Annotated in this window: 25 protein-coding genes; 16 read left to right on the plus strand and 9 right to left on the minus strand. The window is 64.9% G+C overall.

Going from position 1 to position 23,588, the window contains the following annotated elements; all coding sequences use genetic code 11:
• Positions 1–24 precede the first annotated feature (24 nt).
• Positions 25–642 (minus strand): hypothetical protein, encoded by a 618-nt coding sequence (locus tag AB4Z38_RS14580; protein WP_441430370.1) that lies wholly within the window; start codon positions 640–642, stop codon positions 25–27.
• A 152-nt stretch (positions 643–794) separates the two neighbouring features.
• Entirely contained in the window at positions 795–1,244 is a 450-nt protein-coding gene (locus tag AB4Z38_RS14585; protein ID WP_441430371.1) for a DUF5997 family protein, read from the minus strand.
• A 133-nt stretch (positions 1,245–1,377) separates the two neighbouring features.
• Here AB4Z38_RS14585 and AB4Z38_RS14590 point away from each other — a divergent pair, with 133 nt between their 5' ends.
• The 4 genes from AB4Z38_RS14590 to AB4Z38_RS14605 all read left to right on the plus strand — a co-directional run bounded on the left by AB4Z38_RS14590 (position 1,378) and on the right by AB4Z38_RS14605 (position 4,670).
• On the plus strand, positions 1,378–2,181 hold the full coding sequence (locus AB4Z38_RS14590) for an ABC transporter permease (RefSeq protein WP_441430372.1): 804 nt from the start codon (positions 1,378–1,380) through the stop codon (positions 2,179–2,181).
• Positions 2,178–3,242 carry a sulfate/molybdate ABC transporter ATP-binding protein gene (locus AB4Z38_RS14595; RefSeq protein ID WP_441430373.1) on the plus strand — a complete coding sequence of 355 codons (1,065 nt, stop codon included), beginning with the start codon at positions 2,178–2,180 and terminating at the stop codon, positions 3,240–3,242. The genes AB4Z38_RS14590 and AB4Z38_RS14595 overlap by 4 nt, the downstream gene beginning before the upstream one ends.
• A gap of 69 nt (positions 3,243–3,311) precedes the next feature.
• Positions 3,312–4,046 (plus strand): LysR family transcriptional regulator substrate-binding protein, encoded by a 735-nt coding sequence (locus tag AB4Z38_RS14600; RefSeq protein WP_441430404.1) that lies wholly within the window; start codon positions 3,312–3,314, stop codon positions 4,044–4,046.
• A gap of 3 nt (positions 4,047–4,049) precedes the next feature.
• Positions 4,050–4,670 (plus strand): LacI family DNA-binding transcriptional regulator, encoded by a 621-nt coding sequence (locus tag AB4Z38_RS14605; protein ID WP_441430374.1) that lies wholly within the window; start codon positions 4,050–4,052, stop codon positions 4,668–4,670.
• Positions 4,671–4,771: 101 nt separating this feature from the next.
• Here the strand turns inward: AB4Z38_RS14605 and AB4Z38_RS14610 are convergent, their stop codons facing one another.
• A complete protein-coding gene (locus AB4Z38_RS14610; RefSeq protein ID WP_441430375.1) occupies positions 4,772–6,271 on the minus strand; it encodes a SulP family inorganic anion transporter in 1,500 nt (499 codons plus the stop codon).
• Between the two features lie 6 nt (positions 6,272–6,277).
• Positions 6,278–7,381 (minus strand): GTP pyrophosphokinase, encoded by a 1,104-nt coding sequence (locus AB4Z38_RS14615; protein ID WP_441430376.1) that lies wholly within the window; start codon positions 7,379–7,381, stop codon positions 6,278–6,280.
• Positions 7,382–7,892: 511 nt separating this feature from the next.
• On the opposite strand from AB4Z38_RS14615, the gene AB4Z38_RS14620 reads away from it, so the two are divergent.
• From AB4Z38_RS14620 to AB4Z38_RS14635, 4 genes are all read left to right on the plus strand, one after another.
• Positions 7,893–8,702, plus strand: a complete 810-nt coding sequence (locus AB4Z38_RS14620) for an alpha/beta hydrolase (RefSeq protein WP_441430377.1) — start codon at positions 7,893–7,895, stop codon at positions 8,700–8,702.
• A gap of 70 nt (positions 8,703–8,772) precedes the next feature.
• Positions 8,773–9,738, plus strand: a complete 966-nt coding sequence (locus tag AB4Z38_RS14625) for a carbohydrate kinase family protein (RefSeq protein ID WP_441430378.1) — start codon at positions 8,773–8,775, stop codon at positions 9,736–9,738.
• The gene (locus AB4Z38_RS14630; RefSeq protein WP_441430379.1) at positions 9,735–10,259 is read left to right on the plus strand and encodes a YbhB/YbcL family Raf kinase inhibitor-like protein; all 525 of its coding nucleotides are present in this window, start codon (positions 9,735–9,737) and stop codon (positions 10,257–10,259) included. Before AB4Z38_RS14625 ends, AB4Z38_RS14630 begins: the two co-directional genes overlap by 4 nt.
• A gap of 46 nt (positions 10,260–10,305) precedes the next feature.
• Positions 10,306–11,124: an HAD family hydrolase gene (locus AB4Z38_RS14635; protein ID WP_441430380.1), complete on the plus strand. Its 819-nt coding sequence runs from the start codon at positions 10,306–10,308 to the stop codon at positions 11,122–11,124.
• A 17-nt stretch (positions 11,125–11,141) separates the two neighbouring features.
• On the opposite strand, the gene AB4Z38_RS14640 is transcribed toward AB4Z38_RS14635, so the two are convergent.
• Positions 11,142–12,455, minus strand: coding sequence for a LuxR C-terminal-related transcriptional regulator (locus AB4Z38_RS14640; RefSeq protein ID WP_441430381.1), 1,314 nt, complete (start codon positions 12,453–12,455; stop codon positions 11,142–11,144).
• 138 nt (positions 12,456–12,593) lie between these two features.
• Here AB4Z38_RS14640 and hxlB point away from each other — a divergent pair, with 138 nt between their 5' ends.
• From hxlB to AB4Z38_RS14660, 4 genes are all read left to right on the plus strand, one after another.
• The gene (hxlB, locus tag AB4Z38_RS14645) at positions 12,594–13,214 is read left to right on the plus strand and encodes a 6-phospho-3-hexuloisomerase (RefSeq protein WP_441430382.1); all 621 of its coding nucleotides are present in this window, start codon (positions 12,594–12,596) and stop codon (positions 13,212–13,214) included.
• A 54-nt stretch (positions 13,215–13,268) separates the two neighbouring features.
• Positions 13,269–13,892, plus strand: coding sequence for a 3-hexulose-6-phosphate synthase (gene hxlA / locus AB4Z38_RS14650; RefSeq protein ID WP_059388908.1), 624 nt, complete (start codon positions 13,269–13,271; stop codon positions 13,890–13,892).
• A gap of 237 nt (positions 13,893–14,129) precedes the next feature.
• On the plus strand, positions 14,130–14,378 hold the full coding sequence (locus AB4Z38_RS14655; protein ID WP_284990232.1) for a hypothetical protein: 249 nt from the start codon (positions 14,130–14,132) through the stop codon (positions 14,376–14,378).
• A gap of 38 nt (positions 14,379–14,416) precedes the next feature.
• Positions 14,417–15,202 (plus strand): glycerophosphodiester phosphodiesterase family protein, encoded by a 786-nt coding sequence (locus AB4Z38_RS14660; RefSeq protein ID WP_441430383.1) that lies wholly within the window; start codon positions 14,417–14,419, stop codon positions 15,200–15,202.
• On the opposite strand, the gene AB4Z38_RS14665 is transcribed toward AB4Z38_RS14660, so the two are convergent.
• Positions 15,144–16,433 (minus strand): RNA polymerase sigma factor, encoded by a 1,290-nt coding sequence (locus tag AB4Z38_RS14665; protein WP_441430384.1) that lies wholly within the window; start codon positions 16,431–16,433, stop codon positions 15,144–15,146. The two genes, AB4Z38_RS14660 and AB4Z38_RS14665, sit on opposite strands and share 59 nt — an antisense overlap.
• A 7-nt stretch (positions 16,434–16,440) precedes the next feature.
• Positions 16,441–16,791: a YciI family protein gene (locus AB4Z38_RS14670; RefSeq protein ID WP_441430385.1), complete on the minus strand. Its 351-nt coding sequence runs from the start codon at positions 16,789–16,791 to the stop codon at positions 16,441–16,443.
• A gap of 132 nt (positions 16,792–16,923) precedes the next feature.
• On the opposite strand from AB4Z38_RS14670, the gene AB4Z38_RS14675 reads away from it, so the two are divergent.
• Both AB4Z38_RS14675 and AB4Z38_RS14680 read left to right on the plus strand, forming a co-directional pair.
• The gene (locus tag AB4Z38_RS14675; protein ID WP_441430386.1) at positions 16,924–18,084 is read left to right on the plus strand and encodes a glycerate kinase; all 1,161 of its coding nucleotides are present in this window, start codon (positions 16,924–16,926) and stop codon (positions 18,082–18,084) included.
• Positions 18,085–18,351: 267 nt separating this feature from the next.
• On the plus strand, positions 18,352–18,816 hold the full coding sequence (locus AB4Z38_RS14680) for a GatB/YqeY domain-containing protein (protein ID WP_441430387.1): 465 nt from the start codon (positions 18,352–18,354) through the stop codon (positions 18,814–18,816).
• Between the two features lie 66 nt (positions 18,817–18,882).
• Here AB4Z38_RS14680 and AB4Z38_RS14685 read toward each other — a convergent pair whose 3' ends face one another.
• A complete protein-coding gene (locus tag AB4Z38_RS14685; protein ID WP_441430388.1) occupies positions 18,883–20,235 on the minus strand; it encodes a uracil-xanthine permease family protein in 1,353 nt (450 codons plus the stop codon).
• A gap of 188 nt (positions 20,236–20,423) precedes the next feature.
• Between AB4Z38_RS14685 and AB4Z38_RS14690 the strand changes: the two genes are divergently transcribed.
• A complete protein-coding gene (locus AB4Z38_RS14690; RefSeq protein WP_078107055.1) occupies positions 20,424–21,029 on the plus strand; it encodes a malonic semialdehyde reductase in 606 nt (201 codons plus the stop codon).
• Positions 21,030–21,258: 229 nt separating this feature from the next.
• Positions 21,259–21,759, plus strand: coding sequence for a 2'-5' RNA ligase family protein (locus AB4Z38_RS14695; protein WP_441430389.1), 501 nt, complete (start codon positions 21,259–21,261; stop codon positions 21,757–21,759).
• Between the two features lie 7 nt (positions 21,760–21,766).
• Here the strand turns inward: AB4Z38_RS14695 and pgm are convergent, their stop codons facing one another.
• On the minus strand, positions 21,767–23,443 hold the full coding sequence (pgm, locus tag AB4Z38_RS14700; RefSeq protein ID WP_441430390.1) for a phosphoglucomutase (alpha-D-glucose-1,6-bisphosphate-dependent): 1,677 nt from the start codon (positions 23,441–23,443) through the stop codon (positions 21,767–21,769).
• Positions 23,444–23,588: the final 145 nt, after the last annotated feature.

The raw sequence follows: 23,588 nt of genomic DNA on the forward strand, positions 1-23,588 counted from the left end.
GCCACCACGCAGGGTACGAGCTAGTTACGGGGCAGAAACGCCCGCCGCTGCTTCGGCTTCGGCCATCGCAACATCCAGCTGCTCAACGGCGCGGGCGTAGTCCGTCCCCGCGGTGAGGCGGCAGCGTTGGGCTTCCTGCAGCGCGCGGACCAAGGCGGCGGTTTGCGGAACGTTGACGTCGCTCATGCCGGGGAAGTCGATGCCCTTGGCGGGATCCAATTCATACATTTGCCAACGAGCCAGGAGTGTTTCGTGACGCGCAGCCGCTTCCATGAAACCGCTGCGGTTTTGACGCCTCTGCTCCAGTTTCCGGCCGACGGCAAAGGCGGCAACAGCGGCAGCTATGCCGAGGAAGAGCATCAAGAGCCCGACGGCGGGTGAGGCCAAGGCGGGGATGACGACTGCGGGGACAACCACCACGAGTCCGGCGAAGATGTTCCAGAAGATGGCGTCCGGCTCTTTGAGCAGGTCCCGATCGCGGTGCCCGAGGGGCCCCTGCAAGGCGACGTGGCCGCCGTCGGGGGTTCCGCGGATGACCCCTTTGCGGACGGCGTTGACCGTAAAGGCCACCGCGCACATGAGCAAAACCGCCCACAGCCCGATCTCCCAGATCGTCAGCTGGATTCCAGTTGTGGCGGGCAATCGGACCACCTCCACGCGAACGCGCACCGCTTTGAATTCAGTATGCGCCGAGGAAGACCTGGAGGCGAGGGCCCCGATTTGGGCGTAAAGGCAGGAAGGCAGGACACTCCGGCCGGGGGTGTCCTGCCTTCCTGCGGAAGTCCGGTTGGAGCTTAAGCGTGGTCCCGCTTGGATGCCTTGGGCGCGTCCCGCTTGGCAGTGGCGTTGGTCTTGGCTTCCTTCGTAGCTTCCTTCTTGGCAGCTTCTTCCTTGATGCGCTTTGCCTCGGAGCGTACGGCTGCGTGCGTGGCGCGCTCGACGACGAGCCACTGCGGGGGAGCTGCCAGCAGTTCGGTGATTTCCGCCGTCGTGAGGGCTTCGGTGATTCCGCCTCGGGCGAGGCCGCTGATGGAGACATTCAGCTTCTGGGCTACCACGGGACGCGGGTGGGGACCCGTCCGGCGGAGCTCGGCGAGCCACTCCGGGGCGTTAGCCTGGAGCTCGGCGAAATCGGCGCGGGTGATTTCCGAATCCTGGAACTCCTGGGGTGTTGCAGGCAGGTAGATGCCAAGTTTCTTGGCAACGGTGGCCGGCTTCATGGACTGGGAGTTTGCAGAGGTCATGGTTCAAGGGTATCCGCCACCGCAGGGAAGTGGCACAGCCGCTGTTCTAGGATGAACCCATGCCGCACATAAGAGTCGCCCGGGCCGACCGGAAAGTCCCGGAGACGCAAGCCTCGGCGTACCGTAGGCGTTGATGGACTTCAGCGGGATTCCACGGTGGGTCTATGGCCTTGCGGTAGTGGGCGGGTTGTTCGTCCTGTTGCCGCTGGCTGCGATGGTCGCGAAGGTCAATTGGGCACAGTTCATCCCGCTGGTGACCTCCGATTCCTCGCTGACGGCGCTGGGGCTGAGCCTCCGTACCTCCGCCGCGAGCACCGCGCTCTGCGTCGTCCTGGGCATCCCCTTGGCCCTTGTCCTTGCCCGCCGGCCCTTCCAAGGGCAGCGGCTCCTCCGTGCCTTCGTCCTCCTGCCCTTGGTGTTGCCGCCGGTGGTGGGCGGCATTGCGCTGCTCTACACGTTCGGGCGGCAGGGTCTCCTGGGGAAGAGCCTTGAGCTCGCGGGCATCCAGATCGCCTTTTCGACGACGGCGGTGGTCCTGGCCCAGACGTTCGTCGCCTTGCCGTTCCTGGTCGTCAGCCTTGAAGGCGCCTTGCGGACGGCCGGCAACCGCTACGAAGCTGTTGCCGCGACGCTCGGCGCCCGCCCCACCACCATCCTGCGGCGCGTGACCGTACCTATGGTCCTCCCCGGGCTCGCGTCCGGGGCGGTGCTGTCCTTTGCCCGCAGCCTGGGCGAGTTCGGGGCCACGCTGACTTTCGCAGGGAGCCTGCAAGGTGTCACGAGGACCCTGCCGCTGGAAATCTACCTGCAGCGCGAGACCGACGCGGACGCCGCCGTCGCCCTTTCGCTGGTTCTCGTCGCGGTGGCAGTGATCGTCGTCGGGCTGTCCTACCGGCGTCCGCACCGCGCGGACATTCCCGCGGAGGCAGCCGCATGAGCTTCCACATCGACGCCACGGTCCGGGCACGCAACCTGGACGTGTCATTGAGCGTCGGACAGGCGGAAACCGTGGCAATCCTCGGACCCAACGGGGCCGGGAAATCGACGCTGCTATCCGTCGCGGCGGGACTCGTGCGGCCCGATGCCGGCTCTGCCCGCTTGGGCGAGCAGGTCCTGTTCAACCTCGACGGCGGCAGCCGGGTATGGACTCCTCCGCACCTTCGTGGCACTGCACTGTTGGCCCAGGAACCGTTGCTGTTCCCACACCTGAGCGTCCTGGACAACGTGGCCTTCGGCCCGCGCAGCGCAGGCGCTTCCCGGGCGGAATCACGCGAAACTGCGCGGCGCTGGCTCGCCGAAGTCGACGCCACCGAGTTCGCCGGCCGGAAGCCCGGGCAGTTGTCCGGGGGGCAATCCCAGCGCGTCGCGGTAGCCCGCGCGCTGGCGGCCAGTCCCGAGTTGCTGCTCCTTGACGAGCCGATGTCCGCGCTGGACATCCACGCCGCTCCGCACTTGCGCCGGCTCCTCAAACGCGTCCTGTCCGGACGTCGCGCCCTGATCATTACCCATGACGTCCTGGATGCGCTCATGCTCGCGGACCGCGTGATCGTCATGGAAAAGGGCAGGATTGTGGAGGAAGGCGCCACCCGTGAGGTCTTCCGGCGTCCACGAAGCCAGTTCGCCGCAGGCCTGGCCGGGGTGAACCTCATGGCGGGCACCGTCACGGAGGACGGACTCAGGACGATCGCTACCGCCGAGCTTCCCGGCCTGCTTGTCGCGGGACATCTCGATGACGAAGCGGAACCCGGCCAGCCCGGCGTCGCCGCCTTCCCGCCGTCGGCCGTTTCCATTTTCCTGGATGCCGCCCACGGCAGCCCGCGCAACTCTTTCCCGGTTGCAATCACGGATCTTGAACCGCATGGGGACCACATCAGGGTCCGGGCCGGCGATTTGGCAGCGGACATCACGCCCAGCGCGTCCGCCGAGCTGGGACTGGAACCCGGCTCCCGCGTCTACTTTGTGGTCAAAGCCACTGCGGTCCAGGTGTACGCGGCGTAGCCTGGGCAGGCGCTGCGTCGGCTACCGCCCGCGCGGTACTGTGAACTGGTGCCTTCCGATCAAGAATCCCTGCCCGCCGTCGGCGCCCCCGACGCCTCCGATACTGAAGCCGGCGATCCCCGGGGGCTCACTTTCGCCTACGTCGCCGGCGTGACGCCCGGGAAATGGATCCGGCGCTGGGAAGAGCGCATGCCCGGTGTTCCGCTGCACTCGTTCATGTCCGACGACGGTGCGCAGTTGGAGGTTCTGCGCGATGGTTCCGCGGATCTCAGCTTTGTGCGCTTGCCGGTGGATCGCGATGGACTCCACGTCATTCCGCTCTACGAAGAGCAGCCTGTGGTGGTGGCCCCGAAGGGTCACGAAATTTCGGTGTTCGAAGAGGTGGCACTGGAGGATCTCGCGGAGGAGAACTTCCTGGATGTGGCCGGGATGGGCGGGCCGGAGATGGCCATGCAGGTGGTGGCCTCGGGTGCCGGTCTCGTGATCCTGCCGATGTCCGTGGCCCGGCATTTCAACGTCAAGGACACGGTGGCGCGGCGCCTGACAGGGGCCGAAGGTACGCAGATCGCCCTTGCCTGGCCAAGCGACTCCACCAGCGAGGTCATCGAGGAATTCATTGGCATTGTCCGTGGCCGGACCGCGCAGAGCTCGCGGCAGCCTTCGGCGCAGCAAGAGAAGCCGAAGAAGGCACCCAAGCCGGACCGGCGCGGCACCGGCGGGAAGAAGCCGGCGGTGGCTCAGCGCTACGCGCCGAACCCCGACAAAGGCCGGGGCAAGGGCTCCCGCAAGAAAGGAAAGCGCTAGGCCATGGGACTTGGAGCGAAGCCGACCATCCGGGACGTCGCCAAGAGCGCCGGCGTTTCCCTCACCACCGTGTCCTATGTCTTGTCCGGGCGCCTTGGCGGCACCACCCGCATCAGCGAAGCAACACAAGAGCGTGTCCAGGCCGCGGCCAAGGAACTTGGTTACGTACCCAATCAGGCGGCCCGCGGAATGCGGCGCGGCAGGACCGACCTCGTGGCGATTGCCATTGGCGACCTGGAATGGCCGTGGGACCGGGCCTTGGCAACGGCCGCCGCACGCATTTTGCCCCAGCACGGCTACCAGCCCGTGATCCTCATCGGCGAAGGGTGGCGGCGGTTCATGCTCTCCGGCGGTGCCGACGGCGCCATTATCGGGGCTCTTCCGCCCGGCACCCTTCTTGACCTCACGGTGGGCGAGTTGGCCCGGCGCGGAGTAGCCCAAGTCATCATTTCGGACACGATGCAGCCTGCCGGCTTCGATGTCCTGGCACCTGGATCCGCGGGCGGGACCCCGGAACCGGAGGCCCTCGAAGGGGCCATCACCCTGCTTCTGGACCGGCTTGCAGGCCGCACCATTGGCGCGGGAACCACCAAGGCCGCGCCTTGGGAGTTCAAGACTCCGTAGCTTTCCCGACCCAACTGACTCGCATTTGTTGTCGTTTTGGCGGCTCATAACGACAACTAATGCGAGTCAGTTGGGGGGCGAGTCAGTTGGGCGCGGCGACGTTAGCCAGCGTTGAGCTTGCCCGCGAGCCGCTTGCGCATCCGTACGCTCGCCGCGTTGAGGCCTATCAACTCCACCTCCCGGCCGTGCCTGCGGTATTTCTCGGTAACGGAATCAAGTACGGCAACGGTGGAAGCATCCCAGATGTGCGAAGCATGAAGGTCGATGACAACGTGGTCGATTCCCGACGAGGAATCCTTTGCATAGTCGAACTGCGTGTAGAGGTCGTTGGAGGAAGCGAAGAACAACTCGCCGTCCACCGTGTAGCTCGCCACCGTCCGGCCGTTGAGCTCGAGTTCGCTCCGCTCCACCGTGGCGAAATGGGCCACTCGGCGGGCAAACAACACCATGGCCGTGAGGACGCCGGCTCCTACCCCGATGGCAAGATTGTGCGTCGCCACCACCACAATCACCGTCACGAGCATGACGCCCGTCTCGGACTTCGGGAGTCGCCTGAGCGTCGAGGGCCGGATCGAATGCCAGTCAAAGGTGATGAGGGAAACGAAGATCATCACAGCCACCAGAGCGGCCATCGGGATCATGCCGACCACGTCCCCGAGCACCACCACGAGCATCAGCAGGAAAGCCCCGGCCAGGAACGTCGACAGCCGGCTGCGGGCACCAGAACCCTTGACGTTGATCATGGTTTGGCCAATCACGGCGCAGCCACCCAGGCCACCCAGGAAACCAGTGACGATGTTGGCAACGCCCTGGCCCCAGGAAACCCGGGTCTTGTTGGATCGCGTGTCCGTAATGTCGTCCACGAGCTTGGCCGTCATGAGGGACTCCAGCAGGCCCACGAGCGCCATCGACAAAGCGAACGGGGCAATCGTTTGGAAGGTCTCCCAGGTCAAAGGCACGTTGGGCAGGAAGAAACCGGGAAGGCTGTTGGGGAGTTCGCCCTTGTCATGCACAGTGGGGACGCGGATGCCGGCCAGTGCCGTGACGATGGTGAGGGCGACTACCGCAACCAATGGCGCGGGCACCGCCGCCGTGATTCTGGGCAAACCGAAGACGACCAGCAACCCGACGGCCACAATCGGGTAGACCATCCAGGGAACGCCGATCAGCTCGGGCAACTGGGCCATGAACACCAGAATGGCCAAGGCGTTCACGAATCCGATCATCACCGAACGCGGAATGAAGCGCATGAGCCGCGTGACACCGAGGACCGCCAGGACGATTTGGAAGACCCCGGCCAGGATGACCGTGGCAATCAAGTAGTTGAGCCCGTGATCCTTCATGACCGGGGCAATCACGAGCGCGACGGCGCCGGTGGCCGCGGAAATCATGGCGGGCCGACCACCCACGATCGCCGTAGTGACTCCCATGGTGAAAGACGCGAAGAGCCCGATCCGAGGATCGACGCCGGCGATCACGGAGAACGCGATGGCCTCCGGAATGAGCGCAAGTGCCACCACTAAGCCGGCCAATGCTTCCGTCTTGAGCCTGCGGGGTGAGCGCAGGGTGAAACGGAGGGACTGGAGCTGCTCGGGTGTCATGGGTCCTTAGCTATTGGTCAGGCGGTACCGCTCAATCTGCTTGAGACGCCGCTGGAGGCTGTCCCGCCGGGGGTGGGGGACGACGTCGGGCGCCTCAGCAGTGAGGTCGATGTGTTCAGTGCCGTACTGCCACAGCAGGAGGTCATCCAGGAGGCGGTCCGGTCCAGGGGAGTAACGGTGGTCCAGGGCTTTGCGGACCTCGGTGATCCGGTTGGCGCTGAGGAGCCCGGCGAGTTCCACGGTCTTGTTCAGTCCGTGGGCCGCAAGAAGCTCGGCAGCCCAACCCCAGTCGTCATCAACTTTACGGTCAACGTGCGGAAGCAGCGTCCGCCACACGTCACGCACACGATTGGGGGTGAGGGGCATGGAACCTTCACCATCGAGATCCCAGTAGCCGCGAACTTCCTCGTAGCGTTCGTGGAGGTCGGCGAAGGCGCTCTCCACGGTTTCCAGCATTGCCGCCGTGGCAGTGAACTGGCGGTCGAAATGCGGCGTCCAGGCGCGCGGATCCTCGGCCTTGAAGCGGATGTCGTGTTCGATCTCGCTCCAGGCGTGCGCAAAAACCGTCCGGATCTGGCATTCGAAGAAGTAGCTGCCATTCGGCGGAATGTCCGGATTGAAGACCCGTTGGTACGCCTTCACGGACTCGTTCTGGATGGTGCGGAGGATAAGGTGGCGGCTCGAGTATCCGTAGGTGCCGGACTCGATGGAGCCGATGTCCTTCTCAAGGTCGCCGCGGCAATCGAAAAGCTGGCGCTGGCGCTTGATCAGGTTGGCCACCGCGGCGTTCTCGGCGGGAAGCTTGGTGATGACACGCAGCCCCACCATGTCGTTAAGGGTCCGGAACGGATCCGGGAACTTCAGGACCCGCGGACCCCCCTCCAAGGGCACCTCGGTGCGGGAAATCTTTTCCCGGAAAGATTCGACCGTCTTGGTGCGTCCCGTGACGAAGAGGGGCACGGACTCGCTGTTCTTGAGCATGTCCCGCAGGGTCAACAGGACATCGCGGGTGACGAGTTTCAGGGCAGGACGGACGCGCTCGTAAAGCTCCACGTTCGCCTGTACTGATTCGCGCAGCTGAGGATCCAAGCTGTCCCAATTGCTAGCCATGCCTCCAGCTTACGGTGGAGGGCCGACAGTGAAGGGGAGCCGGGGCCGCTGGCGTTACCGGTGCGACACCTGGAAGCAGGCAACATCGTATTGGGAGGTGGGGGAGTAGTTCTGTCCCCCCACGCCGCCGTTGATGCTGTTGATGCCTGGTTCATTGAAAGGCGATCCTGGGCTGTTGGCGGCGTTGCCCGGGGTGTTCGGTTCGAGGGATTGACAGGACTGATTAGGCTTTCCAGTTCCAGGCGGGTTTGCCGCCGAAGCCGGCGAAGCCACAGCCAGCACGCTCAAAATCAATGCCACAAGAACCGACGCGGAGATACGACGGATCATTGAAATCACCTCCGGATAAAGAAGCGTTCCCGCAAAAACACGGGGGTGAAGCGAGGGTCACGCTTCACCCCTGAGGGTACGCTCGGGCAGTGGCTTCAGGAAGGCTCCGCGTTGATCCTCAAACCATTGCTCCCCCTCCGCGGCGCTCCTCCGCGATAGGCTCGGCACAAAGGAGGACACGATGAAGCGGCACAAGTACTACTACGGCCAGCACTCCAGCCAATGGGGCGAGCTGTTCGTACCAGATTCGCTGCAGCCACACCGCACTCGACCAGACGGCGTGGTGGTGGTGATCCACGGGGGGTATTGGCGTTCCCAGTACGGCGCGGAACTCGGTGAGCCGATTGCCAGGGACCTCGCTGCGCACGGAATAGCTGCCTGGAACCTTGAATACCGGAGGGCAGGGAACGGTGGCGGCTGGCCGCATACGTTCGAAGATGTCCTCGACGGGATCGACCATCTGGGCGAGATTGCCGGCAAGCATGAACTCAATCTGAACAAAGTGGTGGCGCTGGGACACTCCGCAGGCGGCCATCTCGCGGTCTGGGCAGCGGGGCGGGAAAAGCTCTCCAAGATCGGTGCCCCCGACGCCGACCGTCAGCTCCATCGGCATGAGAACGGCGCGGCAGTGCGGTTGACCGGCGTCGTGAGCCAATCCGGACTGCTGAACCTGGCGGACGCCGAGCGGCTCAACCTTAGCAACGGCGCCGTTGACAACCTCATGGGTGGCGACTCGGTGAGATTCCCCAAACGGCATATCTATGCGGACCCCATGAGGTCGCTGCCTATCGCCGTTCCCGTCTTCGCAGTCCACGCTGCATCGGACGAGGATGTCCCGTGCAGCCAGTCCGAGGCTTATGTTGCCGCAGCCACCGCTTCCGGGGGAGCGGCCCAGTTCCTCAAGGTGCCCGGCGACCATTTCGACCTGATCGACCCCAGGGCCATTGCGTACAAGAAGTGCCGGGAGTTGGTGCAGCGGCTGCTGGTATGACCGGATTGCTGACAAAGTCACCGGCTGTCATCGTGAGACGCACACCACATCCGCGTGGCAGAGTTGTCCCATGCTGACAGTCATAGGTGAAGCGCTGGTTGATGTCGTCGAGCGTTCTTCGGGAATCGACGCCCACGTGGGCGGAAGTCCGCTCAACGTTGCCGTGGGTCTGGCCAGGCTGGACCATGCAGTCCAGTTCATTGGCCGCTTCGGCACGGACGCCTACGGGGATTCGATAGCGGCGCATCTGCGCTCCAGTTCCGTCATGGTTCCGCTGCCGCCGGACGAGAGTCCCACCAGTGTGGCCACCGCCCTGATTGACGACGACGGTGCTGCCAGCTACACCTTCGACCTCGCCTGGGAGCTTCCCGGCCTCGCAGCGCGCCTCCCCTTCATGCTTCAGGGGACATCGCTCCTGCACACGGGCTCGATTGCCACCATGCTGGAGCCGGGCGCAGCGGATGTCCTTGCCGCCGTCGAGCATGCCCATCCGAATGCGACCGTTAGCTTCGATCCCAACTGCCGGCCCAGCATCATCAAGGATCGCGACTATGCGCGCGCCCAAGTGGAGCGTTTCGTGGCGCTTGCCGACGTGGTCAAGGCATCCGACGAGGACCTTGAGTGGCTCTACCCCGGCGTCGACGTATTGGAATCGGCCCGGCGCTGGCTGGCCCTGGGCGGCAGTGGGGGACCCGCCGTCGTGGTCGTCACGAGAGGTGCGGGCGGCCCCTGGGGCGTCACGGCCGCGGGCGAGGCCCAGGTGGACGCCCCGAAGGTAGAGGTGGCGGATACGGTGGGTGCGGGCGATTCCTTCATGGCGGCGCTGCTCTCGGGGATCGTTGACTGCGGACTGGCAGGGGCCCAAAACCGGGAAGAGCTGCACGCCATGCCCGTCGAAGTGCTCGAAGGGCTCCTCAACCATGCGGCGCGCGCCGCGGCTATCACGGTCTCCCGGCCGGGCGCGAATCCGCCGACGCGCGCGGAACTCAACGCTGTGGGCGTCCCGGAGTCGGGGGCAGGCGGAAGGCAGTCATGAGCTACGCCGACCTTCCACAGGTCCCATCCTTCGTTGTCACCAGCAAGTCGCTCAAAGATGGCGACGTGCTCAGCAGCGCGCAGACCAGCAAGCGCTTCGGCGTGGCGGGCGGCAAGGACGAATCCCCGGAACTGAGCTGGAATGGAGCCCCGGCGGGAACCAAGGGTTATGTCGTCACCGTCTTCGACCCCGATGCCCCCAGGGCCGGCGGCTACTGGCACTGGGCCGTGGTCGACATACCCGCCGGTACGAACTCCTTGCCGGCCGGCGCCGGCGTTCAGGGCGGCTCGCACTTGCCCGCGGGCGCGTTTCAGCTAAAGAACGACGGCGGGTTCCCCGGCTACCTGGGTGCCGCGCCTCCGCCCGGGCATGGCCCGCACCGGTACATCGTGGCCGTGCACGCAGTCGACGTCGAAGAACTGGGGCTCGACGCCGGTGCCTCCACGGAAGCCCTCGTCCGCAGGCTCGCAGCACACACGCTGGGCCGGGCCGTCATCACGGGCCACTTCGAGCGGCACTAGCTTTGGGCGCGGATCCGACGGCCGCCGCCCCACGTAGACTGACATAATGCGGCTCGTAGCAAGTGACATTGACGGCACCATCCTTGGACATGACGGCAAGATCAGCAGCCGCACCATCCGCGCTTTCCATGCCTGCCGTGACGCGGGCATCGAGGTGGTGTTCGTGACAGGGCGGCCGCCGCGCTGGCTCTACCCCCTTCGCGAGCAGATCGGGCACAGCGGCATCGTGATTTGTTCAAATGGGGCAGTCGTGTGGGATCTTGAAGCTGACAAGCTGATTTCGGCCAATGCTTTGAGTATCGAGTCCGTGCTGGAGGCCCGCCGGATCATCAAGCAGCTCCGGCCCGACGCCTTGTTCGCGACCGAAACCCTTACCGGATTCCATCTCGAGCCCGGGTTCATCGAGAACGAAACCAGCGAGCTCCTGGCCGAGTTCACCCCTGCTTGGCTGGACGAAACGCTGACCGCGGACGACGCCGTCGTTAAGTTCCTTGCCGTGACGCGCAGCGGCACTCCGGATGATTTCCTTGCAAAGGTGCAGCCCGCCGTCGCGCACCTCGTGGAAACCACCCACTCGGCGCCGCGGACCGCGCTCCTGGAAATGTCGGCGCCCGGTATCAACAAAGCCGTCACACTCGCCGAATATGCGGCGTCCCGGGGCATCGGGGCCGCTGAGGTAGTGGCTTTCGGCGACATGCCCAACGACGTCGAGATGCTGCGCTGGGCCGGCGACGGTTACGCGATGGCCAGCGGCCATCCGGAGGCAATCAGCGCAGCCGGCCAGCAAGCCCCCCATTTCGACGACGACGGCGTGGCCCAGATCCTCGAGGCAAAGCTCGCTTCCCTGCGGGTCTCCCCCAAGTAGCTCGCATTTGTTGTCGTTTAGACGCGTTTTAGCGACAACAAATGCCAGTCAGTTGGGTCTAGCGGCGCCCGCAGCCCGTGGCTGTGCGCCAAGGCGATGGCCTCCGTTCGTGAACTGACGCCGAGTTTCCTGAAGATATTCCTGACATGGAATTTAACGGTGTTTTCGCTGATGTGCAGCTTGGCGGAGATGGCTCGGTTGCGCTGTCCGGCCGCCAGCAGTTGAAGAACTTCCATTTCGCGCTCGGCCAGGCCCCATCCACCGATATCGCCGACGGGGGCTGATGGCGGGTCCAGCGGCAGGACCACCTGCACGTCCGCTCCCCAGCCGGCCATGACTTCGATGTTCATGCGGCCGTCGAGTGCTGCGACCCTGCTGTTGAGCCGGGCAATGTTGGGCGAATCCGCAGTCAGTTCACCCAGGCCGTCGTCGCGCACATTGATGAGCAGATTCACGCCGTCGCAGTCCCACTGAACCCGGACACGCCTTACCGCGGGCTGCTCCACGATGGCCAGTACCAGACCCCGCACGATCGCCCTGGCAGCGTGCGCGACTTCGCCGGGCAAGGCGCGGCCGTTGACCGGCGGTTCGATGAACTGGACGTCGAGCCCGCTGAAATGCATGAGTGGCCGCAGGTCCTCCCGCAGCCTTTCAAACGCGGTGGCTACAGGCTCTTCCACGAGATCCGATGTGCGGTCGCTCAAGGTCCGCAGATTGACGAGCGAGGTCGCGGCGAGGTCCGTGACTGCCTTGCGGGCCGCGGCGTCGTCGAGGGAGCTTGATCGTAGGGCCGCCAACATCGTCTCAAGTGTGGTGGAATGCCTGTCCACGAGTTCGGCAGTGACGCGGAGCCGCTCGGCGGACGCCGCCCGGGATTCCAAGAGGTACGACGGCGGCGCGTCCGCCACCTTCTCCTGGATGCGCCGCGCCGTCAATTGCCAGAGGTAGTCGAGCATCCGCAGCGCTGACTCACGCTCCACTGGCCCTTCGGGCAGGACGGGTTCAGTGAGGGTGAGCAGCGCATTGGTCTCGGACGTCAAGGCAAGAACGGGAAGCTGGCCTCCGGCGATGGTTGCTTCTCCTTGCCATTCCTCGCGTTCCGCAACGTGGGAACGCAGCTGGTCCAGTTCGGGTATGGAGACGCGGCTGATGATGCCTTCCGCTCCGGCCTTCTTCTGTGGCCGGCCAGTGCAGTCTTCGGTGAAAATGATCAGCGCGCTGCTACCAACGTAGGGCAGTGCTGCTTCACGAAGCCGCTCGGCGATGCTCATCAACGGCGCGTTCGCGAGTGCGGCAATTGCTTCGAGGAGGGTCCACGTGCTGGGAGTCATCCCGCCACTGTAGCGCCTCACGTCTTGGGCATACTACCCAAACGGGTAGCTAAGACTGCCCATGTACAGCGTTACACCTATCCGTTCAATCCTGAACGATTGATTCAAACGGAGCATTCACTGAGTAGGAGGAAACGCATGACCACCACCGCAGAGACGTTCCACACCGCCTCGGACGGCGAGTCAACCCAGGTCCTCGATCTAAGCCTGGCCCTCGTGGGCAGCGAGATCGCGGAAACGGCCGCTGAAGTGGACCTGGGGCAGCTGTCCCGCCTGGCCACGGAAGTCCAGACCGCTGGGAACTCGACCACCGGACGGACCTTTGTTGCAGGAGCCGGCCGCAGCGGCCTTGTCTTGCGGATGGCCGCGATGCGGCTGATGCATCTCGGATTCGACGTGCACATCGCGGGGGACACCACGACGCCGGCCATCCGCTCGGGCGACCTCCTGCTGCTTGCCTCGGGCTCCGGGAAGACCTCCGGCGTCGTGCGTGCTGCCGAGACGGCCTCCAAAGCCGGCGCCAGGATCGCCGTGTACACCACGAACGCCGCGTCCCCGCTCGCGGAACTGGCCGACGTCGTCGTCGTGATTCCTGCGGCGCAGAAGACAGACCACGGTTCCACACTGTCCCGCCAGTACTCCGGCAGCCTGTTCGAGCAGGTGCTCTTCCTCGCCTCCGAAGCAGTCTTCCAGACCCTGTGGGACAACGACGCAACCCCGGCCGAGGAACTCTGGCTTCGCCACGCCAACCTCGAATAGCCCCTGATTTCCACTGCACCAACACCACAACAAACGACAGAAAGAGATCCCTCCATGAAGCTGCAAGTCGCTATCGACGTCCTCACCACCGAAGCCGCCCTCGAGATCGCCGGCAAGGTCGCCGAATACGTTGACATCATCGAACTCGGCACCCCCCTCGTGAAAAGCGAAGGCCTGTCCGCCGTGACCGCCATCAAGGATGCCCACCCGGACAAGGTCGTGTTCGCCGACCTCAAGACCATGGATGCCGGTGAACTCGAAGCCGACATCGCTTTCAAGGCCGGCGCAGACCTGGTCTCCGTGCTTGGCGGCGCAGATGACTCCACCATCGCGGGTGCAGTCAAGGCAGCCAAGGCCCACAACAAGGGCATCGTGGTTGACCTGATCGGCGTGGCTGACAAAGTGACCCGTGCCAAGGAAGCCCGGGCCCTCGGTGCCAAGTTCATCGAGTTCCATGCCGGCCTCGACGAGCAGGCAAAGCCGGGCTACAACCTGGATGTGCTCCTGAGTGCCGGCGAGGAAGCCCGCGTGCCGTTCTCCGTGGCTGGCGGCGTGAACCTGTCCACCATCGGAGCGGTCCAGCGCGCCGGAGCTGATGTCGCCGTCGTCGGCGGTTCCATCTACGGTGCAGACGACCCCGCCCTTGCCGCGAAGCAACTCCGCGCAGCTATCATCTAGGCCCCACTTTCCGGCCGGGCGGGCCCAACTAACTAGCAGTTAATGTCGTTTTCAGGCCTCTAAACGACAACAATTGCGGGGGCCCACGCCGCCAGGGTTCCCTGGCCGAGCTTGCGAGGCGAGGGTGGCGGTGGGGACCAGTTGGGCCCGCTCACCCATTACACAGCTTCAGTCCAACTGCCGTTCAACTACTCCCCGTAGGCTCTTGTCGTATTCGATGCCGATCAAGGGGACATGATGGCCAAGAGAAAGACGACGGGATGGCCCGAGGCCCCCGTTCGCCGCGCAGTGCCGGCCGAACATTGGAAACAGTTGCGCCGCGGAGACCGCGTGAGCGTCAAGCTCGCGCCCGGGTTTGAGAACCCCGGCCAGGTGGACGCCGTTTCGAGCGACCATAGCGTGGTCTGGGTAAACCTCGACGGCGGTCGCGGCCGCACGCTGGTGCACTGCGGCGACGGCGTGGAGATCGTCCGGCAGGAATCCTGACGGGGTCGCGGGCGGCACGGCCGGGTTACGCTACCCGTGTGAGCTCGCATTTGCCCTTCTTCAGTCGCCCGGACGGACAATCCGCTCCGCTTGCTTTCGCGCACCGCGGGTTTTCGCCGGATCGCCTTGAGAACTCGGCCGCGGCATTCAGGGCCGCGCTTGAGCTTGGCTTCACGCACCTTGAAACCGATGCCCGCACCACTGCCGACGGCGTGGTGCTCCTTTTTCACGACGACACCCTCGACCGTGTCACAGATGCCCACGGCCCCATCTCCAGCCTCAGCTCCACCGAGATCGCCAAGGCCCGCATCGGGGGCCGAGAAGCAATTCCCCGCTTGGCAGACGTCCTGACGGCATTCCCCGGGGCCCGGCTGAACGTCGACGTCAAGGATTGGCATACCGTCAAGCCCCTCGCCGGAGTCATTGAACAACTCGATGCCCATGACAGGGTGCTGATCGCGAGCTTTTCCGACCGCAGACGCCGTGCGGTCCTGCGGCTGCTCCGCCGTCGAACCGGATCGTCAGCGGGAATCGTCTGCAACGCTGCCTTTACTCTTTTGGGACCGCTTCTTCCCGAGCGCTGGCTGCGCAAGATTCTGCACGACGTCGATGCCCTCCAGGTACCCGTCCGCTACGGCCCCCTGACGGTAGTGACGCCCGGTTTCCTGCGGCGCGCGCATCGGCTTGGGCTGCAGGTTCACGTCTGGACGGTCAACGATTCCGCCGAGATGGCCAGGCTGCTGGACATGGGCGTGGACGGCCTGGTCACCGACCGTGCGGATCGTCTGAAGTCGGTGCTGCAAGGCCGGGGCCAGTGGTGGTGAGTGCCCGGACGCGCCCTTCGAGGAAGTCTCTCTCGGCGTCGTTACCGGTGTGCTCCTCCGCGGCGCGGTAGGCGGCGACAGCTTCTGTGTTGCGGCCCAGGCGCCGGAGCAGATCGGCCCGCACTGCGTGGAAAAGATAGTAGTGGCCCAGCTCAAGGACGTCGACGGCGGCAAGCCCAGCCGCGGGTCCTTCCACTTCCGCGAGGGCAACGGCCCGGTTCAAGGCGACCACCGGGGTTGGCTCCATAGCTAGGAGTTGCCCGTACAGCGCCAGGATTTGGCGCCAATCCGTGTTCGCGGGCTGTGCGGCATCGCTGTGCACCGCGTTGATGGCAGCTTGTAATTGGTACGGGCCGGGCTGGTTCCTCTTCAGGCATTGCCGCACGAACGACTGCCCTTCCGCAATTTGGTCCGCGTCCCAGAGGCTGCGGTCCTGGTGCGCGAGGAGCACAAGGCCGCCGTCGGAAGTTGTCCGTGCCGCGCGGCGGGCATTTAGCAGAAGCATGAGGGCCAGGAGCCCTTTGGCTTCGGGCTCGTCAGGCATGAGTTCCATGATGAGCCGGCCCAGGCGCAGGGCCTCCTGGCAGAGGTCTTCGCGCACCAGCCCTGGCCCCGAGCTTGCCGCGTAGCCCTCGTTGAAGACCAGGTAGACCACGGCCAGCACCGACTTCATGCGCTCAGGCAGCTCGGCCCCGCTCGGTACCCGGTAGGGGATACGGGCGTCGCGGATCTTGCCTTTCGCCCGCACCAGGCGCTGCGCCATGGTTGGCTCAGGCACGAGGAAAGCGTGCGCGATTTCGGCGGTGCCGAGCCCGCCCAGGAGCTTGAGTGTCAGCGCTACTTGGGCTGACCGGTTGAGTGCGGGGTGGCAGCACGTAAAGATCAGCCGGAGCTGGTCATCTACCACGCTGTCCACCTCGATTCCTTCGGGTTCATCGCCGGGTTCATCACCATGTTCATCGCCGCGCAGGAGCGCGGCCTGGGCGAGCTTCTCCCTGCCGGAGGCCTCGCGGCGGAGCCGGTCGATGGCGCGGTTGCGGGCGGTAGTGATGATCCAGCCGACGGGACTTGGCGGCAGCCCGGCGTCGGGCCAACGGGCCACAGCTTCGGTGAAGGCGTCCTGGACCGCGTCTTCGGCGGCATCTATGCTGCCTAAAACGCGGACCAGGACCGCCACGGAGCGTCCATACTCTTCGCGGAATATTTGTCCGATCTCCGAAATATGGACCATGGGGAAACTATTCCCGGTAGCCCGCGAACGGCCGGACCTCGATAGGCAGCGTGGTGGCTTGGGCGGCTTTGCGTCCCCAGCCGAGTGCCACGTCCAGGTCCGGGGCTTCGATCACCCACAGGCCGCCCACATGTTCCTTGGCCTCGGCGAAGGGGCCGTCCGTGGTGAGTACTTCGCCGTCGTTGACACGCACCACTGTGGAGGTGCTGGCCGGGTGCAGGCCGCCCGTGAAAACCCAGACGCCGGCATCGCGCATTTCCTGGTTCAGGACGTCAAGATCGGCCATGATCTTGTTGAGGGCTTCGGGTTCCGGGGCGGGGCCGTCGGGCTGGTAGATGCTGAGCAGATAGCGTGACATGACTGTTCCTCCTTGGGATGTGGCGCTGGCTCCTTGCCTGCGTCTCACCCTCTATACGAACGGCGTGAGCTGTTTTCGACATCTCCACGTACGAATCTGCGAAAAGCTTAGCCCCGCTGGCAGGATGGGAGCATGCGTATCCTGATTGCTCCGGACAAGTTCAAAGGTTCCCTCACTGCCGCAGAAGCAGCTTCGGCGATGGCCGAAGGGGCATTGCGCGTTTATCCGGATGCCGTGGTGACGCAGTTTCCGATCGCCGACGGTGGCGAAGGAACATTGGAAGCAGCCGTGGCGGCAGGCTACGAAGAGCGGATCAATGCCGTCGTAGGCCCCATTCTCAAGCCGGTGGGCGCCGCGTGGGCCATCCGGCAAAATGCTTTCGGCGGAGCCACTGCGGTGATCGAAACAGCGCAAGCGTCCGGACTGGCACATATGGAGCCGACGCCGGAAAACGCCTTGCGCGCCCACAGCTACGGTTGCGGCCAGCTCATCGCGGCGGCCCTCGACGCCGGAGCCACCGAGATTGTGCTCGGCGTGGGCGGATCTGCGATGTCCGACGGCGGCAGCGGGGCCCTGCGTGCGCTCGGACTGAAGCCCCTGGACGCGGTCGGAAATGTGGTTCCGCTCGGCGGTGGCTCGCTCGCCGACGTCGTGTCCCTCGACGTCTCCGGGCTTGATCCGCGCCTGACCGCGGTGAGGTTCCGGATCGCCGTCGACGTCCAGAACCCACTCTTTGGCAGCGACGGCGCCGCCTATGTGTTCGGCCCGCAGAAGGGTGCGGACGAAGACGCGGTGGAACTGCTCGACGCCGGCCTCCGCAACTGGGCATCCCTGCTGCGGGAAGCGGGCGGACAGGACGTCAACATTCCGGGCGCCGGGGCGGCCGGCGGATTCCCGGCGTCGTTCTTGGCCTTCACCCAGGCGACGCTGGAAGGCGGGTTCGCCCTCGTGGCGGGACTGACGGGGCTTCCCGAACAGCTGGGCGGCGCCGACCTGGTGATCACCGGCGAAGGATCCATGGACTCACAGTCGCTGACAGGCAAGGCCCCCATCGCTCTCGCGGATTCGGCCCACGGGCAAGGCATACCGGTGATTGTCGTAGCCGGCAGGATCCTGGTGACCCCCGAGGAACTAGCCGGCCACGGAGTGGTTGCCGCGGCGCAGCTCCTCGACATTGCCAGATCCAGGGACGCGGCGCAGCGCAAGAACGGACTGCCCGACGCAGACGACGCCGTAGCCAACGCGGCCAAGTACCTCGCGTGGGCCACGAGCCAGGTGCTCGAGGGGGTCTAAGCTCCTGTCCACCGGGGGACATGCCCCTCGTTGGGTGCGAAGAGTGGACATAGTGCGAATATGTCCATTCCTCGCGGCTAAGAGGGTGCATGCCTGTGTTGGATTGCGGGGCTGTTAGCCGTAGCCACCGGGCAGATAATTAACGTACAAAGCATGGCTCTGACTTCTGCCATGCACCTACGATGCGACGACCCCGCCCGGGACGCCGTCACCGCCTGCCGGGCTGGCAACCGGCCAGCACGGCACCATCGAATCGAGGAGCACACCATGTCCACCTTGAAAGAGCGGCTGCACGCAGACGTCGTCAGCCACATGAAGGATGGCAACCGCATCGCCCTAAACGCCACACGGAACGTCCTCAGCGAGATTGACACCCGTGAGAAAGCCGGCCAGACGCCGATCCACCTGGACGACGCCCAGATCACCACCATGTTGCAGAAGGAAGCTTCCGAGTATCACGAGGTCGCCAGGCTTTACCAGGAGGCCGGAGAGTCCGAGCGTGCTGCCACGGAGATCGCGGATGCCGAGGTAATCGAGGCCTATCTGCCGGAACCACTGACTGTCGGGGAAGTTGAGTCCATCGTTGACGAGGTCATCGCCTCGCTCAAGGCCGAGGGCGTGGAGTTGTCCCTTATGCACATGGGCTACGTCATGAAGCCTGTCACGGAAATGGTCGCCGGACGCTTCGACGGCAAGGCCGTCAGCGAGATTGTTCGCACGCGGCTCCCATAGCTAACTGTCCTCGGCGGGGAGGGCTGCCATCCCCGCCGAACACATGAATTGCCCTGGAACGGGCCCCTACTTCTTCTTCCCGTTCCTCTTTGCCGCCGCGTTCATCGCTGCCTTCGCCGCCGGCGGCAGCCCTGCCGTCTCCATCTCCGGCTCGGCAACCGTTCCGCGCCAACGGGCCAGGCCCTTCATGCCGTGGTAGACCGCCAAGGCAGCGGCCGAGCCCAGTGCGATGCCCGTGAACTTCAGTTCGCCGATGGTCCACGTGTAATCCGCGATCCCGATAATCAACGCGACGGCGGCCGTGGTCAGGTTGATGGGGTTGGAGAAGTTGACCTTGTTCTGCACCCAGATCTTTACGCCCAGGACGCCGATCATCCCGTAGAGCATGGTTGCTGCACCCCCCAGCACGCCGGCGGGAACTGTGGCGATCAGTTCGCCGAACTTGGGCGAGAAACTCAGGAGGATGGCGAAGGTCCCGGCAACCCAGTAGGCCGCCGTCGAGTAGACCTTTGTGGCTGCCATGACGCCGATGTTCTCGGCGTAGGTGGTGGTGCCGGAGCCGCCGCCGAATCCGGCGAGGACCGTCGCGACGCCGTCGGCCATCAACGCGCGGCCGGAGACGTCGTCGAGGTTCCGTCCAGTCATCGCGGCCACGGACTTCACGTGCCCCACGTTTTCGGCCACGAGCACCAAGACAACCGGCACGAACAAGCCCACGACGCCGAGGTGGAATTCCGGAGTCTGGAAGTGCGGCAGGCCAATCCACGAGGCCGAGTCCATCTTGGAGTAGTCCACTTCGCCGCGCGTCATGGCGGTGAAGTAGCCCACCACGACGCCCACCAGGATGCTCAAGCGACCCAGAATGCCGCGGAAGAGGACGCTCACCAGGATGATCGTCACCAGCGTCACGAGGGCGGTGACCGGGGCCTTGTCGAAGTTCGCTTTTGCGGCCGGCGCCAAGTTCAGGCCGATCAGGGCGACGATTGCGCCCGTGACGATCGGCGGCATGGTCCGGTTGATCCACTCAGCACCGAACTTCTGCACCACTGCGCCGACAAGAGCCAGTACGACGCCGGCGAGCACCACTCCGCCCAGCGCGCCGGGAACACCGAACTGCTGCTGGGACGCCAGGATGGGGGCGATGAAGGCAAAGCTCGAACCAAGGTAGCTGGGTACGCGGCCCTTGGTGATGACCAGGAACAACAGGGTGCCGATGCCGGAAAAGAGCAGTGTGGTGGCCGGCGGCATGCCCGTGATGATGGGCACCAGGAAGGTAGCTCCGAACATCGCGACGACGTGCTGCATGCCGACGCCGATGGTCAACGGCCACGCCAGCCGTTCCTCGGGTGCCACCACGTGTCCCGGCCGGATCGTCTTGCCGTTGCCGTGCAGCTTCCATTTGGTTCCGAGCATGCTCATCTACGGGAGCCTTCCCTGAAAGTTGTGATTGTCCGGGTGCAACCTTACCGCCCGGACGGCCTGCTGATTCCGCTGTGTGGAACGTCACGCGGCTTCACGGGAAGAGGCGCGGGGAAGTTGAAGTTGCAACCATGGAAAGCATAAACGCCCGGCCGTCCATGGCTGCGGGCACAGCGAAAGGTACGCGAATGACGATCGCCCACGAAGAAGCAGTCATTGACGCCGCAGCAGTCGACGCCATTTTTGCCGAAGCCCGCACTGCCAACTCCTTTGCCGGGGAGGTCTCGGAGGAGCAGGCACAGGCGATCTACGAACTGACAAAGTTCGGCCCGACGGCGTTCAACTCCCAGCCGTTGCGCGTCACCTACGTCCGTTCGGACGAGGCCCGGGCCAAGCTCGTCGAGACCCTCTCCCCGGGTAACAAAGCCAAGACCGCTTCTGCTCCGTTGGTCGCCGTGCTTTCCTACGACACCGCTTGGCACGAGCAGTGGGACAAGTTCCTCCCGGTCTACTCCGCCCCGAAGGCCATGTACGACGCCAACCCCGAGTTCACTGCAACCACGGGCAACAACAACGCCCACCTGCAGGCCGGCTACTTCATCCTCGCCGTCCGCTCCCTCGGCTTCGCTGCCGGCCCGATGACCGGTGCCGACTTCGCTGCGATCGACGCCGAATTCTTCCCGGCCGGTGACCAGAAGAGCTTCCTCGTGGTCAACATCGGCCAGCCTGGTCCGGACGCTTTCGGCGAAGCCAAGCCGAAGTTCGCCTACGAGGACGTCGTCCGGACTGTCTAACCCTCGGTCACTTTGACGTCCTTTTCGCCGACGCCCGCTCACTTGTGAGCGGGCGTTCGCGCTTAAGGCGGCATATGTGAGCGGGCGTCGGTACGAAAGGCGGCATATGTGAGCGGGCGTTTTCCTCGCCTGACGCTAGCTCACCTTTGAGGCCCTTTCCGCAGACGCTCGCTCAGCACCGTGGGCAGGCGTCGCTGTGGGAGGGGCGCCGCAGTGGCAAAATTTCCTTATGCGGAACCTGATTCTGGTGGCCTTTGTCGAAGCCGTGGCCGACGGGCTGGTCTTCCCGCGTAGTGACTGGCCGCTGCACATCACCCTTTTGAGGTTCGACGTCGAGCCCTCCGATGGTGACGACGTCGCCGCGCGCCTCACGGAGCTTGTTGCGGCGCCCGCGATGGGCGCCTTAGGGGCGGCTCTCACGGTAGGGCCCGACGCCGGATTCGGTCACCAGGGGTCCATTCCGGTCAGCCTTGTGGAACACCATCCCATTTTGCAGGGTCTGCACGAGGAGTTGTTCGACGCCGTGGCAAGCGTCGGAGGGCGCGTGGCTACCCCGCGTTACGTCATGGAGCACTACCGCCCGCATATTTCGCATCACGACGGCAAGCGCCCCAGGCCGGGTGACGCCGTCGTGCTCGACCAGATCGCGCTGGTGGACATGGCGCCGGAAGGCAACCACACCATTCGCCGAATCCTCAAGCTGTGGCGCCTCCCGGCGGAGTCGAACTAGCTAGGGGCTAGGAGATCACGCCGTCCACGAGCGCCTTGGCCTCTTCCTGGACCTGCTTGAGGTGGTCGGCACCCTTGAAAGACTCGGCGTAGATCTTGTAGACGTCCTCGGTTCCCGACGGGCGGGCCGCGAACCAGGCGTTCTCCGTGACAACCTTGAGGCCGCCTATTGAGGCGCCGTTGCCGGGAGCCTCGGTCAGCTTGGCGGTGATTTCCTCTCCCGCCAGCGTGGTGGCCGTGACATCCGCAGCGGAGAGTTTGCCGAGCTTGGCCTTCTGCTCACGCGTGGCAGCGGCGTCGATCCTGGCATAGACTGGCGCGCCGAACTGGTCCGTGAGGCCCTTGTACAGCTGGGACGGCGACTTGCCGGTGACCGCCGTGATCTCCGACGCCAGGAGGGCCAACAGGATGCCGTCCTTGTCGGTGGTCCAGACGCTTCCATCGCGCTTGTTGAACGAGGCGCCCGCCGATTCTTCGCCACCGAAGGCACCCTCGCCGGAGAGCAGGCCGGGGACGAACCACTTGAAGCCCACGGGAACTTCTACGAGCTTGCGGCCCAGTCCGGCAGCTACCCGGTCAATGATGGACGAGGACACGAGGGTCTTGCCGACCACGGACTCCGGGTTCCAGCCTGTGCGGTTGCGGTACAGGTAGTCGATCGCGACGGCGAGGTAGTGGTTGGGGTTCATCAAGCCGCCTTGCCCATCAACAAAGGGCGTGACGATGCCGTGGCGGTCGGCGTCGGCGTCGTTCCCCGTAGCGACGTCGAAGGCACCGGTGCCGGCCGAAGCACTGTCGGACATGCGCCTGATGAGTGAGGCCATGGCCGACGGCGAGGAGCAGTCCATGCGGATCTTCTCATCCCAGTCGAGGGTCATGAATGCCCATTGCGGGTCCACGGTGGGGTTGACCACGGTCAGGTCGAGCTGGTGACGCTCGCCGATTTCACCCCAGTAGTCCACGGACGCGCCGCCCATGGGGTCCGCGCCGATGCGCACGCCGGCGGTACGGATCGCATCGAGGTCCAGGACGGATGGGAGGTCGTCCACGTAGCTGCTCAGGAAATCGAATTTGCCCGTGCCATCCGCTTTGAGGGCGTCGTTCAACGGAATCCGCTTGACGCCGCGCAGCCCGTTTTCCAGAAGCTCGTTGGCGCGGTTGGCGATCCAGCCGGTGGCGTCCGTGTCGGCAGGGCCGCCGTGCGGGGGGTTGTACTTGAAACCGCCGTCGGCGGGAGGATTGTGGCTCGGGGTGACCACGATGCCGTCCGCCTGGGGCTGGCCGGGGCCGGCTTCGTTGTTGTACTTCAGGATTGCGTGGCTCAGGGCAGGGGTGGGTGTGTAGCCGTGCCGCGCGTCGATCAGCACGTTGACGCCGTTGGCAGCGAGCACTTCAAGGGCGGAATTCTGCGCTGGTTCGCTGAGTCCGTGGGTGTCCTTGGCCAGGAAGAGAGGGCCGGTAATGCCCTGCCCTGCACGGTATTCCACAATCGCCTGCGTAATGGCGAGGATATGCCCTTCATTGAATGAGGCCTTGAGGCTCGACCCCCGATGCCCGGAGGTGCCGAAGGCAACGCGTTGCGCGGGATCATTCAGATCCGGCGTTACGTCGTAGTACGCGTCAAGAAGAGCGGTGATGTCTACAAGGTCCTGGGGAAGGGCAACAGTGCCCGCACGGCTAGCCATTGACCCAGCATGCCAGACCGTCCGGTGCGCATGAAGAGAAAACCCACTATTGCGGTGCCTGTGACTTCGTATTTCCGCTCGACCGAGGAAGATTCACTGCCCGTTTACCGGAGTGCGGCATGGGGTTGGGGAGCTGGGGCTCCGG

Origin of the sequence: Arthrobacter sp. 2RAF6 (genome assembly GCF_052115205.1) — a bacterium.
In the GTDB taxonomy this organism is placed as follows: domain Bacteria; phylum Actinomycetota; class Actinomycetes; order Actinomycetales; family Micrococcaceae; genus Arthrobacter.

Coding starts and splice junctions, on each gene's coding strand:
- AB4Z38_RS14585 (WP_441430371.1), bottom strand. CDS start 1,244: ATGACCTCTGCAAACTCCCAGTCCATGAAGCCGGCCACCGTTGCCAAG.
- AB4Z38_RS14590 (WP_441430372.1), top strand. CDS start 1,378: ATGGACTTCAGCGGGATTCCACGGTGGGTCTATGGCCTTGCGGTAGTG.
- AB4Z38_RS14595 (WP_441430373.1), top strand. CDS start 2,178: ATGAGCTTCCACATCGACGCCACGGTCCGGGCACGCAACCTGGACGTG.
- AB4Z38_RS14605 (WP_441430374.1), top strand. CDS start 4,050: ATGGGACTTGGAGCGAAGCCGACCATCCGGGACGTCGCCAAGAGCGCC.
- AB4Z38_RS14610 (WP_441430375.1), bottom strand. CDS start 6,271: ATGACACCCGAGCAGCTCCAGTCCCTCCGTTTCACCCTGCGCTCACCC.
- AB4Z38_RS14615 (WP_441430376.1), bottom strand. CDS start 7,381: ATGGCTAGCAATTGGGACAGCTTGGATCCTCAGCTGCGCGAATCAGTA.
- AB4Z38_RS14620 (WP_441430377.1), top strand. CDS start 7,893: ATGAAGCGGCACAAGTACTACTACGGCCAGCACTCCAGCCAATGGGGC.
- AB4Z38_RS14625 (WP_441430378.1), top strand. CDS start 8,773: ATGCTGACAGTCATAGGTGAAGCGCTGGTTGATGTCGTCGAGCGTTCT.
- AB4Z38_RS14630 (WP_441430379.1), top strand. CDS start 9,735: ATGAGCTACGCCGACCTTCCACAGGTCCCATCCTTCGTTGTCACCAGC.
- AB4Z38_RS14635 (WP_441430380.1), top strand. CDS start 10,306: ATGCGGCTCGTAGCAAGTGACATTGACGGCACCATCCTTGGACATGAC.
- AB4Z38_RS14640 (WP_441430381.1), bottom strand. CDS start 12,455: ATGACTCCCAGCACGTGGACCCTCCTCGAAGCAATTGCCGCACTCGCG.
- hxlB (WP_441430382.1), top strand. CDS start 12,594: ATGACCACCACCGCAGAGACGTTCCACACCGCCTCGGACGGCGAGTCA.
- hxlA (WP_059388908.1), top strand. CDS start 13,269: ATGAAGCTGCAAGTCGCTATCGACGTCCTCACCACCGAAGCCGCCCTC.
- AB4Z38_RS14655 (WP_284990232.1), top strand. CDS start 14,130: ATGGCCAAGAGAAAGACGACGGGATGGCCCGAGGCCCCCGTTCGCCGC.
- AB4Z38_RS14665 (WP_441430384.1), bottom strand. CDS start 16,433: ATGGTCCATATTTCGGAGATCGGACAAATATTCCGCGAAGAGTATGGA.
- AB4Z38_RS14670 (WP_441430385.1), bottom strand. CDS start 16,791: ATGTCACGCTATCTGCTCAGCATCTACCAGCCCGACGGCCCCGCCCCG.
- AB4Z38_RS14675 (WP_441430386.1), top strand. CDS start 16,924: ATGCGTATCCTGATTGCTCCGGACAAGTTCAAAGGTTCCCTCACTGCC.
- AB4Z38_RS14680 (WP_441430387.1), top strand. CDS start 18,352: ATGTCCACCTTGAAAGAGCGGCTGCACGCAGACGTCGTCAGCCACATG.
- AB4Z38_RS14685 (WP_441430388.1), bottom strand. CDS start 20,235: ATGAGCATGCTCGGAACCAAATGGAAGCTGCACGGCAACGGCAAGACG.
- AB4Z38_RS14690 (WP_078107055.1), top strand. CDS start 20,424: ATGACGATCGCCCACGAAGAAGCAGTCATTGACGCCGCAGCAGTCGAC.
- AB4Z38_RS14695 (WP_441430389.1), top strand. CDS start 21,259: ATGCGGAACCTGATTCTGGTGGCCTTTGTCGAAGCCGTGGCCGACGGG.
- pgm (WP_441430390.1), bottom strand. CDS start 23,443: ATGGCTAGCCGTGCGGGCACTGTTGCCCTTCCCCAGGACCTTGTAGAC.